This window comes from Tissierella pigra, from assembly GCF_018917845.1.
Taxonomy (GTDB): Bacteria; Bacillota; Clostridia; order Tissierellales; family Tissierellaceae; genus Tissierella; species Tissierella pigra.
In genome coordinates this window covers 2,093,573-2,108,506 of sequence record NZ_JAHLPJ010000001.1, presented here as the reverse complement: position 1 = coordinate 2,108,506, position 14,934 = coordinate 2,093,573, and the positions used below count along the sequence as shown (strand labels likewise).

14 protein-coding genes are annotated in these 14,934 nt (G+C 31.4%); all 14 read left to right on the top strand.

Going from position 1 to position 14,934, the window contains the following annotated elements; all coding sequences use genetic code 11:
• The first annotated feature begins 1 nt into the window (after position 1).
• The 14 genes from rsmH to ftsZ all read left to right on the top strand — a co-directional run bounded on the left by rsmH (position 2) and on the right by ftsZ (position 14,854).
• Complete coding sequence (gene rsmH, locus KQI41_RS10310; protein ID WP_154439738.1) at positions 2–961, top strand: 16S rRNA (cytosine(1402)-N(4))-methyltransferase RsmH; 960 nt, start codon at positions 2–4, stop codon at positions 959–961.
• A gap of 1 nt (position 962) precedes the next feature.
• Complete coding sequence (locus KQI41_RS10305) at positions 963–1,421, top strand: FtsB/FtsL family cell division protein (protein WP_154439739.1); 459 nt, start codon at positions 963–965, stop codon at positions 1,419–1,421.
• Positions 1,422–1,432: 11 nt separating this feature from the next.
• Complete coding sequence (locus KQI41_RS10300; protein WP_154439740.1) at positions 1,433–3,592, top strand: PASTA domain-containing penicillin-binding protein; 2,160 nt, start codon at positions 1,433–1,435, stop codon at positions 3,590–3,592.
• 76 nt (positions 3,593–3,668) lie between these two features.
• On the top strand, positions 3,669–5,129 hold the full coding sequence (locus tag KQI41_RS10295; protein ID WP_154439741.1) for a UDP-N-acetylmuramoyl-L-alanyl-D-glutamate--2,6-diaminopimelate ligase: 1,461 nt from the start codon (positions 3,669–3,671) through the stop codon (positions 5,127–5,129).
• A 31-nt stretch (positions 5,130–5,160) separates the two neighbouring features.
• Positions 5,161–6,126, top strand: a complete 966-nt coding sequence (mraY, locus tag KQI41_RS10290) for a phospho-N-acetylmuramoyl-pentapeptide-transferase (RefSeq protein ID WP_154439742.1) — start codon at positions 5,161–5,163, stop codon at positions 6,124–6,126.
• Between the two features lie 18 nt (positions 6,127–6,144).
• Positions 6,145–7,506, top strand: coding sequence for a UDP-N-acetylmuramoyl-L-alanine--D-glutamate ligase (gene murD / locus KQI41_RS10285; RefSeq protein ID WP_154439743.1), 1,362 nt, complete (start codon positions 6,145–6,147; stop codon positions 7,504–7,506).
• Position 7,507: 1 nt separating this feature from the next.
• Entirely contained in the window at positions 7,508–8,635 is a 1,128-nt protein-coding gene (gene ftsW / locus KQI41_RS10280; protein WP_154439744.1) for a putative lipid II flippase FtsW, read from the top strand.
• Positions 8,636–8,640: 5 nt separating this feature from the next.
• On the top strand, positions 8,641–9,747 hold the full coding sequence (gene murG, locus KQI41_RS10275) for an undecaprenyldiphospho-muramoylpentapeptide beta-N-acetylglucosaminyltransferase (protein WP_154439745.1): 1,107 nt from the start codon (positions 8,641–8,643) through the stop codon (positions 9,745–9,747).
• A 73-nt stretch (positions 9,748–9,820) separates the two neighbouring features.
• Positions 9,821–11,074: a UDP-N-acetylglucosamine 1-carboxyvinyltransferase gene (gene murA, locus KQI41_RS10270; protein ID WP_216585246.1), complete on the top strand. Its 1,254-nt coding sequence runs from the start codon at positions 9,821–9,823 to the stop codon at positions 11,072–11,074.
• 47 nt (positions 11,075–11,121) lie between these two features.
• Positions 11,122–11,871 (top strand): cell division protein FtsQ/DivIB, encoded by a 750-nt coding sequence (locus tag KQI41_RS10265; RefSeq protein WP_195837949.1) that lies wholly within the window; start codon positions 11,122–11,124, stop codon positions 11,869–11,871.
• 12 nt (positions 11,872–11,883) lie between these two features.
• Positions 11,884–12,612 carry a DUF881 domain-containing protein gene (locus KQI41_RS10260; RefSeq protein WP_154439747.1) on the top strand — a complete coding sequence of 243 codons (729 nt, stop codon included), beginning with the start codon at positions 11,884–11,886 and terminating at the stop codon, positions 12,610–12,612.
• A gap of 14 nt (positions 12,613–12,626) precedes the next feature.
• Positions 12,627–13,352: a DUF881 domain-containing protein gene (locus KQI41_RS10255; protein WP_154439748.1), complete on the top strand. Its 726-nt coding sequence runs from the start codon at positions 12,627–12,629 to the stop codon at positions 13,350–13,352.
• Positions 13,345–13,698, top strand: a complete 354-nt coding sequence (locus KQI41_RS10250; protein ID WP_326828318.1) for a small basic family protein — start codon at positions 13,345–13,347, stop codon at positions 13,696–13,698. The genes KQI41_RS10255 and KQI41_RS10250 overlap by 8 nt, the downstream gene beginning before the upstream one ends.
• 58 nt (positions 13,699–13,756) lie before the next feature.
• Positions 13,757–14,854, top strand: coding sequence for a cell division protein FtsZ (gene ftsZ / locus KQI41_RS10245; RefSeq protein WP_154439749.1), 1,098 nt, complete (start codon positions 13,757–13,759; stop codon positions 14,852–14,854).
• Positions 14,855–14,934: the final 80 nt, after the last annotated feature.

The window sequence follows — 14,934 nt, the reverse complement described above, 5'->3', positions numbered from 1 at the left end:
AATGAATTTTGAACATATATCGGTTTTACTAAATGAAGTATTAGAAGGATTAAATATAAAAGAAGATGGTATATATGTAGATGGTACATTAGGTGGTGCTGGCCATTCATCTCATATAGTCAAAAGGCTGACTACGGGAAAATTAATAGGTATAGATCAAGACTTAAATGCTCTTAAAAAAGCAGAAGAAGTTTTAGCTGAATATATGGACAAAGTAGTATTAGTTCACAATAATTATGAAAATATAGATGATGTATTAGATAAACTAGAAATTAAAAAGGTAGATGGTATTCTCTTAGACTTAGGGGTTTCCTCTCACCAGCTAGACGAAGAAACAAGAGGGTTTTCCCATAATAAAGACGCAGAACTAGATATGAGAATGGATAATACAAAATCCTTTTCTGCTTGGGATGTGGTTAATAAATATTCAGAACAAGAATTAGAAAGGATAATATGGGATTATGGTGAAGAACGATGGGCTAAAAGAATAGCGAAGTTTATAGTGGAGGAAAGAAAGTCTCATACAATAGATACTACATTTCAACTAGTAACTGTTATTAAAAAGGCAATACCAAAAGAGGTTCGTAAAGATGGTCATCATCCTGCTAAAAAGACTTTTCAGGCAATCAGAATAGAGGTAAATAGAGAGTTAGATGTACTAATAGATTCTATTCCAAAAATGATAAATAGGTTAAATCCTCAGGGAAGATTGGCTATTATTACATTTCACTCTTTAGAAGATAGAATTGTTAAAGAAGGATTTAGAGAGTTATATAAGGACTGTATTTGTCCTCCACATTTACCACAGTGTATTTGTAATAAAGAAAGAGAAATTGAAATAATAACTAGAAAGCCCATAGGACCTAGTAAAGAGGAAATCAATTTAAACCCTAGATCTAGGTCGGCAAAGCTTAGAATAGCAGAGAAACTTAGTGTTCTAAATGGAAAAGGGGGAGAATAAATTGTTAGTAGCAAGGGAACTAAAGTATTATCCTACAGAGGAAGTAGATATACAAAAGAAACCAAAGAGAAAGCCAAAAAAGGTACAACAAAAAAAGAAAAGAAATAATAGCCTTGCAAAATTAATGATTTTAAGTATTCCATTGTTTTTCTTAGGAATAGCCTTATTAATATTATTTAGATATGCCAATATAACTGCTGTAAGACAGGAAATAACAAAATTAGAAAGAGAAAAGGCGGAACTTGAAGTACTTAAACAAGATCTAATAGGAGATTTAGAAGGAATAAAATCTTCAACAAAGATAGCAGAAGATGCAATAACAAAACTAGGAATGAACTATCCAGATGAAGGACAGATAGTATATATTGCAGTAAATCAAAGTACAATAGATGATTTAGAAAATACCAATAAACAGAGTCCTTTGAAGAAGATATTTAGTATAGTTGCAAACTTATTTTAGGAGGTAATATTTTGGCAAGACCCAGTTATTCATCTAAGAAAAGATTATTATTTGTTTTAGGCGTTGTAATATTTATATCCACTTTTCTAATAGGAAGACTAGGATATTTGCAGGTTGTGAAAGGTGAAGAGCTGAAGAAAGGTGCATTAGAGCAATGGACCAAGGGAATAACCATAAAATCTAAAAGAGGAATTATTTATGATAGAAAGGGCAAAAAACTAGCCGTAAGCGTTAGTGCATCTACTGTATGGGCAAGTCCAGCGGATATAAAAGACCCTGATAAAACTGCTAAAGAAGTAGCAAGGATTTTAAATTTAGATGAAGAACAGGTATATTCTAAGATTACAAAGAAAATTGGAACAGAAAAATTAAAACAATGGATAACCAGAGAAGAAGCCCAAGAACTTAGAAAATTAAAGCTATCAGGAATTGAAATTGTAGATGACAATAGAAGATATTATCCCTATGGTAATTTCGCATCTTATGTTTTAGGATTTACCAATATTGACAATAATGGATTAGAGGGAATTGAAAATACTTATGATAAATACTTAACTGGTACCCCAGGGAAATGGGTTAAAACCACAGATGCTGCCAGTAGACAATTGCCTTTTGATGGAGAAAAAATATATGAAGCTTCAGATGGATTATCAGTTGTATTGACTATAGATGAAACTATTCAACATTTTGCTGAAAAGGCTGCAGAAGAAACTCATACATTGACTCAAGCTAAAAATGTTTCAATCATAGTTATGGAACCAAAAACAGGTGATATATTGGCTTTAACTACTAAGCCTGATTATGACCCGAATGAACCAAGAGTTCCTTTAAATGAAGCAACTAAGAAGCAGTGGGAAAATTTATCTTCAGAAGAACTTCAAAAACGTTGGTATGATATGTGGAGAAATTTTGCAATTAGTGATGCCTATGAACCAGGTTCCACATTTAAAATAATTACTGCTGCAACTGCTTTAGAAGAAAATATAATTAAACCTGAAACTCACTTTTATTGTAATGGATTTGTAAGAGATATAAAAGGTGCAGTGCTTAAATGTTCAAGGTGGTATAATCCTCATGGAAGTTTAAACTTCAGAGAAGGAATGAATACATCTTGCAACGTAGTCTTTGTAGATGTAGGTAGAAAAGTTGGAAAAGAAACCTTTATGAAATACATAAAAGCATTTGGTTTTGGGGAAAAAACAGAAATAGAGCTAAATGGAGAACAGGCTGGAATTATACCAGGTAATATAGATAATATAAAAGAAGTCAACTTAGCTACTATGTCTTATGGTCATGGTATTGCTATTACTCCTTTACAGTTGATAAATGCAGTATCAGCTGTGGCAAATGGTGGAAATCTAATGACACCACGACTGGTAAAGGAATTAATAGATGATGATGGGAAAGTGGTAGAAAGTTTTCCACCAGAATTAAAAAGAAAAGTTATATCAGAATCTACTTCTAAGACAATGTTAGAATTGTTAGAAAACGTAGTTAGAGATGGTACTGGAACCAGTGCATATATACCTGGATTTAGAGTAGGTGGAAAAACTGGAACTGCTCAAAAAATTATAGATGGCAGATATGCACCAGGTAAATATATAGGTTCCTTTGTTGCAGTAGCTCCTGCTGATGATCCACAAGTGGCTATTTTAGTCGTAGTTGACGAACCTGTGGGCCAATACTATGGTGGAACTGTAGCAGCACCAGCAGCAAAGTCTGTCCTTGAGGATACTTTAAACTACTTAGAAGTTGCGCCTAAATTTACTGAAGATGAAAAGAAAATGGTTGCAGAAAAAGTAATAGTACCAGATGTAGTAGGTAAGAAAATAGGAGAAGCAGGAAAATATCTAACAGATCTAGGTTTGAAATATACAACTGAATATTCAGATTTAACCTCAGAATCTACTATTATAGATCAATTCCCATTGCCAAATACAGAAGTACAAAAAGGTTCTATAATAGACTTATATTTAAATATAAAACCAGTAGAAAAAATTATAATGCCTGATTTAACAAGTAAAACTAAAGCTGAAGTAATGGGGATTCTTGATGATTTGAACTTAAACTATGAGTTAAAGGGAGAAGGTACAGTCATAAATCAAACTCCAGCCTCTGGATTACAAATTTCTACTGATGAAAAAATAGAGGTTGAATTTGGAGACACATAAGAGTAATATAAGTAGAGGCAACTTATTTAAGTTGCCTTTTAGTTAATGTTATAGAAGGAAAGAATAGAGGTGCAATATGAAACTGAAAGATATAGTAAAAGACTACAAAATGGATTTAATAAAAGGAAATTTAGAGGTAGATATAAAAAATGTTAGAAATAATTCAAGATGTGTAGAAGAAGGAGATTTATTTATTGCAGAAAAAGGTTTTACAGTAGACGGACATGATTATATCCAAAATGCAATAGATAATGGTGCAATAGCCATAGTAACGGAAAAAGAAATATCTATTAAAGAAGATATTACAATAATTAAGGTAGAAGATACAATAGATGCTCTAGGCAAATTTTCAGGAAATTTCTTTAATAGTCCATGGAATGATTTAGAGATCATAGGCATTACTGGAACTAACGGAAAGACATCTATAACTTATTTTATTAAATCTATATTAGAAGAAAATAATAATAAAATAGGTATAATAGGAACTATAGGTGCAGTGATAGATGGGGAAAATATAAAATTAGAAAATACTACTCCAAACTCTTTAGTTATTCATAAACTATTGAAAGATATGGTAAATAAAAATACTGAGTTCTCTATAATGGAAGTCTCATCCCATTCTCTAGAATTAAAAAGAGTAGACAACATAGAATTTCAAATTGGGCTATTTACCAATCTTACTAAAGATCATTTAGATTATCATGAAACTATGGAAAATTATTTTAATAGCAAACTAAAACTTTTCTATAAAACCAATAAGTTCAATATAATAAATATAGATGACGAATATGGAAAAAAAATAGTTCAATCAGTAGGGGAAAGAATTCCTTTGATTACTTATGGGATAAAAGATGGAGCAGATATATTTGCAACCAATGTAGAATTTACACTATCAAAGGTAAAATTTACTCTAAATACTCCAAAGGGTAGTACAGATATATTACTTAATATTCCAGGAGAATTTAGTGTATATAACGCTTTAGCTGCTGCAACTGTGGCCTATGCTTATGATGTTCCGTTGGATATAATTAAAAAAGGTTTAGAAAAAGTTCAAGGAATAAAAGGACGATTTGAAGTAGTACCTACAAATACAGATTATACAGTTATTATTGATTTTGCCCATACTGCTGATGGACTTGAAAAAGTACTTACTGTAATTGATGAATTTGCAGAAGGAAGAAAAATAGTTGTATTTGGAGCTGGAGGAAATAGAGATAAGACAAAGAGACCAGTAATGGGTGAAACTGTAGCAAGTCATGCAGATTTATCCATAGTGACATCGGATAACCCAAGATATGAAGACCCTGAAGCAATTATAGAAGATGTTTTAATAGGTACAAAGAAAGTAAATGGTAAATATGTAAAAATTGTAGATAGAATAGAAGCAATAAAATATGCAATTGACAATGCTAAACCTAAGGATATAATTCTTCTAGCAGGAAAAGGTCATGAGACTTATACTATCATTAAAGGAGAAACCTATCCTTGTGATGAAAGACAAATAGTACTTGAGTATTTAAACTCAAAGAATATTTAAAAAGATTAGATACTTGAGAGGAGAAAACCTAATGATTGAATATATAGATATTTTTAGAACTATTTCTATTTCATTTTTAATTACACTTATACTGGGACCAATAATAATTCCTATGCTTAGAAAACTTAAAATAGGTCAAAGTGTTAGAGATGATGGACCTCAAACCCATCTTAAAAAATCAGGAACCCCCACTATGGGTGGAATTATTATATTCATGGCTTTAATACTTACTGTACTGACTTCAGGAATGTTAAATAAGGACACATATGTACTTTTAATAGCTACCTTTGGATTTGGACTAATAGGGTTTATTGATGATTATATTAAAGTAGTAAAGAGAAGATCTTTAGGACTGAGAGCATATCAAAAGTTAATAGGACAAATAATATTAGCCACAATGTTAGCTGTTTATCAGTCATCTACATCAGTTTTAGGAACAAAGCTTATAGTACCTTTTCTAAAAAATCAATACTTAGACTTAGGAATTTTTTATATTCCATTTATTGCTTTTGTAGTAGTAAGTACTGTAAATGCTGTAAATTTAACTGATGGTTTAGATGGATTAGCATCAGGAGTTACATTAATAGTTTTATCATTCTTTGGACTTATAGCATTAAACTGGGGAATGAATAGTATCTCTATATTCTCAACAGCTTTAGCAGGAGCTTGTTTAGGATTCTTGATACATAATGCACATCCGGCAAAGGTTTTTATGGGAGATACTGGGTCTCTTGCTTTAGGAGGAGCAGTAGCAGCCATAGCAATACTACTAAATATTCCTTTGATAATACCAATAGTAGGTGGAATTTACTTTATTGAAACATTATCTGTAATTATACAGGTACTTTCATATAAATTAACAGGAAAAAGAGTATTTTTAATGGCACCATTACATCATCATTTTGAACAAAAAGGCTGGAAAGAAACAAAAGTTGTTGCGGTGTTTTGGAGTGTCACAGTTATTCTTTGCTTAATTGGAATTTTTAGTTTAATTTAAGGAAAGCGAGTTGGTTTTATGTATTTACAAAGTAAAAAAGTCTTAGTTTTAGGCCTTGGAATTTCTGGATTATCTACAGTAAAAGCCCTTAATCAATTAGGTGCTAAAATAGTAGTATCTGATTCTAAAAAGGAAGAAGAATTAAAGGACTTTTTCCAAAAAACTCAAGATATAGAATTTGAAAAATATTTAAATACAAATGATGTACCTTTGGAGGATATTGATTTAATAATAAAAAGTCCTGGTATTGAACCTAATACTTTGCTTATTGAAGATGCAAATAGAAGAAATATTGAAGTAATAACCGATATAGAATTGGCATATAGAATTTCTCCTACAGATAATATAATAGCCATAACAGGTACAAATGGAAAAACAACAACTACAACCTTAATAGGAGAAATTTTTAAAGATGCTAGCTACAATACATATGTAGCAGGAAATATAGGTGTTGGTATATTATGGGATATGGCAAATGCCAAGAAAGAAGATATATTTGTAATAGAGTCTAGTAGTTTTCAGCTAGAAAATACAGTATCTTTTAAACCAAAAATAAGCCTTATAACCAATATTACACCAGATCATTTAAATTGGCATGGAAATTTAACAAATTATATTAATGCTAAGAAAAAAGTATTTAAAAATCAAGATACTGGTGATTATACTATATTAAACTATGATGATAAAACCATTAGGGAAATGAGAAAAGAACTAAAATCCAATATTATTTGGTTTAGTGTTAATGAAAAATTAGATAATGGGGTATTCATAGATGGGGAAAATATAGTTATAAAAGAAGGAATAACCACTATAAAAGTATTGTCATATAAAGAACTACAAATATTAGGAAAGCATAATCTAGAAAACGTTTTGGGAGCTGTAGCTGTAGCTTTTTCTTTTGGAATAAATACAGACATAATAGCCAAGACATTAAAAAAATTCCCAGGAGTAGAACATAGAATAGAATATGTAACAACTATAGGTCAAAGGAAATTTTATAATGATTCCAAAGGAACAAATCCTGATTCAACTATAAAAGCTATAGAAGCTTTGGATTCACCAATAATTTTAATCGCTGGTGGACACAATAAGGGTTCAGATTTCAATGAGTTAATTCTTTCCTTTAATGGAAAAGTAAAAGAATTAATACTCATGGGAGAAACTAGAGAAGTAATTAAAGAAACTGCAATTAAAAATGGAATTGAGAATATTCATCTAGTAGAAAATATGAAAGAAGCAGTAAATTTAGCCTATGAATTAGGAGAAGACAATGACAATATATTACTATCTCCCGCTTGTGCTTCTTGGGGAATGTATAATAATTTTGAAGAAAGAGGTCAAGATTTTAAAGATGCCGTTTATGGTCTAAAGGAGGATTAAAATGGCAAAGAAGAAGTCTGTAGAAAAAAAGAAAGCTGTTGATTTCAGCTTATTAATGACTACCTTAATTTTAGTTTTTATAGGTATAATCATGGTATTCAGTTCATCATGGCCAGAAGCAATGCAGGATTTTGGCAATGGATATTATTTTCTAAAGAAACAGATAATAGCTGCGACTATAGGTTTGTTTGGAATGTTAGTTTGTATGAATATCGATTATAAGGTTTGGAGAAAATATTCTACTTTAATTTATATAGTAGCTTTAATTTTAGGGGCTTTAATTTTTACACCTTTAGGGATTACTTTAAAAGGAGCTAGAAGATGGATTAATTTAGGATTCACTACTTTTATGCCCTCTGACGCCATAAAAATAGGTTCTATTATTTTCTTTGCTAATTTTCTAGCAAATAAAAAGAAGGACATATCAACTATCCGTCAAGGAACTATACCAGCTTTAATAGTCATAGGAATATCATGTGGTGCAATATATGTACAAAAAGACTTAGGTACTACACTTACATTAGCTGGTACAATGATGAGTATGTTTTTCATAGCAGGAATGAATCTATATCATCTAATTTTCATGGCAATAGGTGCAGTAGGTTTAGGAGTTTTAGCTTTAAGTGGTGAACATAATGCCTATAGACGTAATAGAATAACTGCATTTAGAGACCCATTTGCATATAAGTTAGATATTGGTTGGCAAGCAGTACAATCTCTATATGCTTTAGGATCTGGTGGGTTATTTGGATTAGGACTTGGGAAAAGCAGACAGAAGTTTTTCTATATACCAGAGTCCTATAATGACTTTATTTTCTCCATTATAGGGGAGGAATTGGGATTTCTAGGAACTCTTACTGTAATATTATTGTTCTTATTATTGGTTTGGAGAGGAATTCGTATAGCTCTTAGTATAAATGATACCTTTGGTTGTTATTTAGCAACTGGTATTACAGCCCTTATAACTATACAAACTATAATTCATATAGCGGTAGTTACATCATCTATACCAACTACAGGTATAACATTACCTTTGATTTCATATGGAGGTACTTCTTTAATGGTTTATATGTCTGCCATAGGTATACTTCTAAACATTTCAAGACATGCAAATTTAGATAGGAGTTGAAAATAATGAAGTATTTAATCACAGGAGGAGGTACAGGAGGACATATCTATCCAGCACTTTCCATAGCAAATGAAATAAGAGATAAAGATAAAACCGCCAATATTCTTTATGTTGGTACTGAAAAGGGGCTTGAAAGTGAGTTAGTGCCTAAGGAGGGGTTTCCATTTAAGACCATAAGGGTCAAGGGGATGCCAAGAAGAATAAATAAGGAATCATTTATAGCTCTAAAAGAGCTTCTACATGGTATAAACGATGCCAAAAAGATTATAAATGATTTTAAGCCAGATGTGGTAATTGGTACAGGAGGATATGTATGTGGACCAGTGGTATATATGGCAAAGAAGAAAAAAATACCTGCCTTAATACATGAGCAAAATGCTTTTCCAGGAATTACAAATAAAATACTTTCTAGATACGTAGACAAGGTATTAGTAACCTTTGATGAGGCAAAGAAATACTTTAAGTATCCAGATAGAGTAATAAATGTAGGCAATCCAATTCGTAAGGAAATTATAAATATCAACAAAGAAGAAGCATATAAAACTTTAGATATAGATAAAGATATTCCATTAATCTTATCATTTGGTGGTAGTGGTGGACAGAAAAAACTAAACGATGCAATGTACTATTTTATTAAGGAATCTATAGATAGAAAAGACATTCAAGTGATTCATGTAACGGGTAAAAGGTTTTACGATGAATTTGTAAATAAATTTAAAAATGATAATATCAAATTACCTAAGAATATTAGAGTTTATTCATATTTTTATGAGATACCAGAAGCTCTTAATATATCATCTCTTGTAATTACAAGCTCAGGAGCAATTACATTAGCTGAAATATCTGCTGTGGGAGTTCCAAGTATTCTTATACCAAAGTCATATACGGCAGAAAATCATCAAGAATACAATGCAAGAGCTTTTAGTGACAGGGGAGCGTCAGTGTTGTTACTTGAAAAGGACTTAAACAATAGTGAGTTTAGCAATACCATAAATAGATTGATTAAAGATAAAGGTGTATTAGCTAAAATGACAAAGGCTAGTAAAGCTCTTGGAAAGATTAATGCTGCTGAAAGAATAGTCGACATAATAATGGAAGTAGCTAAAAAATAAAATTGTAACCACCTATAGACCGCTGCATAATATGGTGATATACACTTATTATCAACTATGCGGAGGTGGTTAGGTGGAAAAGTATATTATAAATGGTGGTAGCAGATTAACTGGAGAACTTTCAATTTCAGGAGCTAAAAATGCAGTATTGCCAATATTAGCAGCTACAGTTATAGGTGGAAATAAAAGTACGATAACAAACATTCCTAATCTTAGAGATGTTCAAATAATGAAGGAGATATTACTAACTTTAGGGTGTACTGTAGAATATGATGGAAGTACCATGATTGTTGATTCCAAACCACTAAATCAAATAGTAGTGCCAGAAGAATTAGTCAGAGAAATGAGATCTTCGATTATATTAATGGGTGCAATGCTTTCTAGAACAGGTGAAGTTATTTTATCTTATCCTGGTGGTTGTGAAATAGGTCCAAGACCTATAGACCTGCATCTAAAGGCAATAAGAGATATGGGGGCAGAAATTGAAGAGTCCCATGGGCATCTTCATTGTAAAGTCACAAGGCTAAAAGGTGCAGAGATACAGTTGGATTATCCTTCCGTAGGGGCAACAGAAAATATAATTTTGGCAGGAGTAAAAGCTGAGGGAACAACAATTATTAGAAATGCAGCTAGAGAGCCAGAAATAATTGATTTGCAAAATTACTTAAACAAGGCTGGGGCAAAAGTTTCTGGAGCAGGGACATCTGTTATAGTAATAGAAGGTGTAGATGAGTTTAGAGATGTAAATCATAGTATAATATCTGATAGAATTGTAGCTGGAACTATTATGACTGCTGCAGCAATAACTGGTGGGGATATAATAATCAATAATATTGTTATAGATCATGTATTAAGTATTATAGCAAAGTTAAGAGAAGCAGGAGTAATTATATATACAAATGGCAATTCAATGAAGGTAATGGGACCTAGGAAAATCAATTCTATCGAAATGTTACAGACCCTTCCTTATCCAGGTTTTCCAACTGATATGCAGGCTCAAATGATGACACTTTTAACTGTAGCAAGTGGAACCAGTATAATTTCTGAAACAGTGTTTGAAAATAGATTTAAACACGCTGAGGAATTAGCAAGAATGGGGGCAAATATTAAAACTTTTGGTAAAGTAGCAGTAATTAAGGGAGTAAAAGAGTTAACAGGTGCTAAGACTACAGCAAAAGATTTAAGGGGTGGAGCTGCTTTGGTTTTAGCAGGGCTAATTGCTAGAGGTACTACTGAAGTTTATGATATTTATCATATTGAAAGAGGGTATGAGAATCTACATTTAATTTTACAAAAATTAGGTGCAGATATTACAAAAGTTAATTAGCAGCTTTTGCTGCTAGTTATATGGGAGGACAAGCTAGAGGTGAGAAGATGAAAAAACTTTCACGGGTAGAGAGAAAGATGAGAAGAAGAAGATTCTTTTTTCGTTTTTTACTATTAATTATATTAACTTTTTCCATAAGTGTACTAGCTCTTAATTCTGATTTTTTTGTTATAAAGAATATAGACGTAATAGGAAACAGCAAACTAACAAAAGAAAATATAATCAGTGAATCATCTATAAAGCTAGGTGAAAACATATTTAAAGTAAGTATAAAGGATGGTAAGGAACACTTAAATAGACTTTCTTATGTAAAGGATGTAAAGATAAAGAGAAAACTTCCAAAAGGAATTATTATAAATATTATAGAACGGAAAGAAATTATTCAAATAAAAGAAATTTCTGCTTTTCTTTTAATAGATATAGAAGGATATGTATTGGATATAGTAGATAGTGAAGATCATAATTTACCACAGCTAGTAGGATTGAATATAAAAGATAAAAAGCCTGGAGATAATGTTTTTTCTTTGGAAAAGGATAATGAGGGTATTGAATTAATCAAAGAAGGACATGCCATTAAGCTTCTGCCAAAAATTAAAGAAATCAATATGGAAGATGATGGCAATGTGAATATAGTATTATTTAATGGTATTACTGTTGCCTTTGGTACACTAGATAATGTAAAATATAAACTAGGACTATTAAATACAATTTTAAAAGATGTAGAAGAAAACCAAAGGCCTTGTACTATGATTGTAATGAATAAAGGAGATAATCCATTTATTGTTGTTGATGATTAAGGGGGGGGTAAAATGAAAAGAGTTAAAGAATATATTGCGTTAGTTATAGTATCAATTTTTTTGGGAATTATTTTATCCATCCAGTTTAAAACCATAAATAAAACTGTTGGAGAAGGTGTTATGCCAGCACAGAGAGCCCAGCAATTGGCTATAGAACTTAAAAAAGCCCAAAATGAAAGGGAAGCTCAGGGAAAGATAATTGAAGAACTGGAAACTAAGATAAAACAATATGAAAAAGGTGAAATAGATAAAAATGTATATGCTGAAACTTTATACAATGATACAATGAAATATAGGATGTTAGCTGGATATTTAGATGTAGAAGGACCGGGAATAATTATGGAAATTAATGATCCTCCCGTAGATTTAGAATTTGGAGATGGTTATAGCATTTCAGATGAATTAGGATTGGTTCTTCAAGTAATATCTATTTTAAATGCAGCTGATGCCGAAGCAATATCTATTAATGATCAAAGATATACTGCTTTTACTGAAATAGAAAAGGCAGGAAATCATATTGAAATAAATGGTGTATCCACTAGTACACCAATAGTCATTAAGGCAATTGGAAAACCAGAGACATTGGAATCAGCTTTGAATCTTAAAGGTGGAATAGTAACGCAGCTTAGGGACTATGACTATCTTGTTCATGTACGTCAAGAACCTAGTATAAATATATCTAAGTATAGAAAGATAAAGGAATTTATCTACTCTAGTCCACTGGAACAAACGGCTAATTAATAGGGGTGATTAATATGAAAAAAGACAATCCTAAAATCGTCCTTATGTTTTTTAGTATTATAGTAGGTATTTTCATAGCTACACAGATAAAGATGAAATTAGAAATGTATGTACCAGTTACAGTAAAATCGTTACAAATGACAAAGGCTGAAGTTTTATCTGTTAATAATGAAATCTCAGAGATGAATAAAGTAATAAAACAAAAAGAAGAGGAATTAAAATTACTAGAAAATATTGCTCAAGGTGATAATAATATTATAGATATTTTAATAGAAGATATTAAACATAATAAATTTCACTCAGGAAGAACAGATTTAAAGGGTCCAGGAATTATTATCACTATGTATGATAATCCTGAAGAAAGAATGCCAGGATTTGATATTAATGATGATGTAATTCATGATATAGATATATTACACATTTTAAATGATTTAAAAATAGCAGGTGCTGAAGCCATAAGCATAAATGGAGAAAGAGTTCTGTCCACATCAGAAATAAAATGCGGAGGACCTACCATTAGAATAAATGGAAGAAGTTCTGCAACTCCTTTTGTCATTAAAGCCATAGGTGATCCTAAACTATTATATGCGTCAGTTAGTGCACCTAATACTTATGGGGACATATTAAAAAACTTATATAATATAGGCTTTGAAGTTGAATCTGAGGACTCCATTGAAGTTCCTGGATTTAGAGGAATTACAAATTTTAAATATGCGAAACCAGTAGGAAAGGGTGATTAAATTGTTTTTTGCACTAATTGGAATTTTAATAGGGGCAGTAATAGGTTTTATTTTGCCTTATACCTATAATACAGCCTATTCACTCTACATATCTGTAGCAATATTAGCTTGCTTAGATTCTGTATTCGGTGGTATAAGAGCTAATCTAGAAAAAAACTTTAATATAAATATATTTATTTCAGGTTTTTTTGGAAATGCAGCTTTGGCAGCATTTTTAGCTTACTTAGGTGATAGGTTAGGGGTGCCTCTATATTATGCAGCTATATTTACTTTTGGAGGACGACTTTTTGAAAATTTTGCACAAATTAGAAGAAAACTTCTAGTCAAAAGAAAAGAATCTAATTAATCTTTAAACAATTATATAAAACATAGGATTATCTACTATAAGAGAAGGAGGAAAAAAGATGTTTGATTTTGATGTTGATGTTGATCAATTTGCTAAAATAAAGGTTATAGGCGTAGGTGGTGGTGGAAATAATGCTGTAAATAGAATGGTAGAACATGGTGTTAGGGGTATTGATTTTATTGCCTTAAATACAGATAGACAAGCATTGTTTTCTTCAAAAGCAGAAGTAAAACTACAATTAGGAGAGAAACTAACAAGAGGTTTAGGTGCTGGCGCAAATCCAGATATTGGAGCAAAGGCTGCAGAAGAAAATAGGAATGAGATAATGGAGGCTATAAAAGGAGCTGATATGATCTTCATTACAGCTGGAATGGGTGGAGGAACTGGAACTGGTGCTGCACCTGTGGTGGCAGAAATCGCTAAAGAATTAGGCATACTTACAGTTGGTGTAGTTACTAAACCATTTACATTTGAAGGACCTAGAAGATTAAAACATGCTGAACAAGGAATTGAAGCGTTAAAGTCTAAAGTGGATACTTTAGTTACTATTCCAAATGATAGATTACTTCAAATTTCAGATAAAAAAACTACTATGGTAGAAGCCTTTATGATGGCAGACGAAGTACTTAAACAAGGCATACAAGGTATATCAGATTTAATAGCTGTACCAAATCTTATAAATCTAGATTTTGCAGATGTTAAAACAATAATGTATGCCAAGGGTATAGCACATATGGGAATTGGTATGGCTGCTGGTGACAATAGGGCAACAGAAGCAGCTAAACAAGCTATTAAATCCCCACTATTGGAGACATCAATAGAAGGAGCAAAGTCTGTATTATTAAATATAACTGGTGGAGAAGATTTAGGTATATTTGAAGTTAATGAGGCTGCAGATTTAATTAGAGCAGCTGTAGATAAAGATGCTAATATAATATTTGGTGCAGGTATAGATGAAACATTAAAAGAGGAAATAAAAATAACTGTAATTGCAACAGGATTCGACCAAGTTATACCAGAAAAAAGCACATTAAAAGAAGAGATAAATAATGCAGATACATCTGGAGAAGTAAAAGAAGAAGTAGCAGCAACCAATGATGTAGATGAGTTAGATATTCCAATTTTCCTTAGAAGAAGAGATAGACGAGATTCTTAAAAAATAAGTAAAAACAGGAGAGTATAATATCTAGATGGAGTGGGAATTAAAAATAATCTTACTGATGGAACTAATCCTAA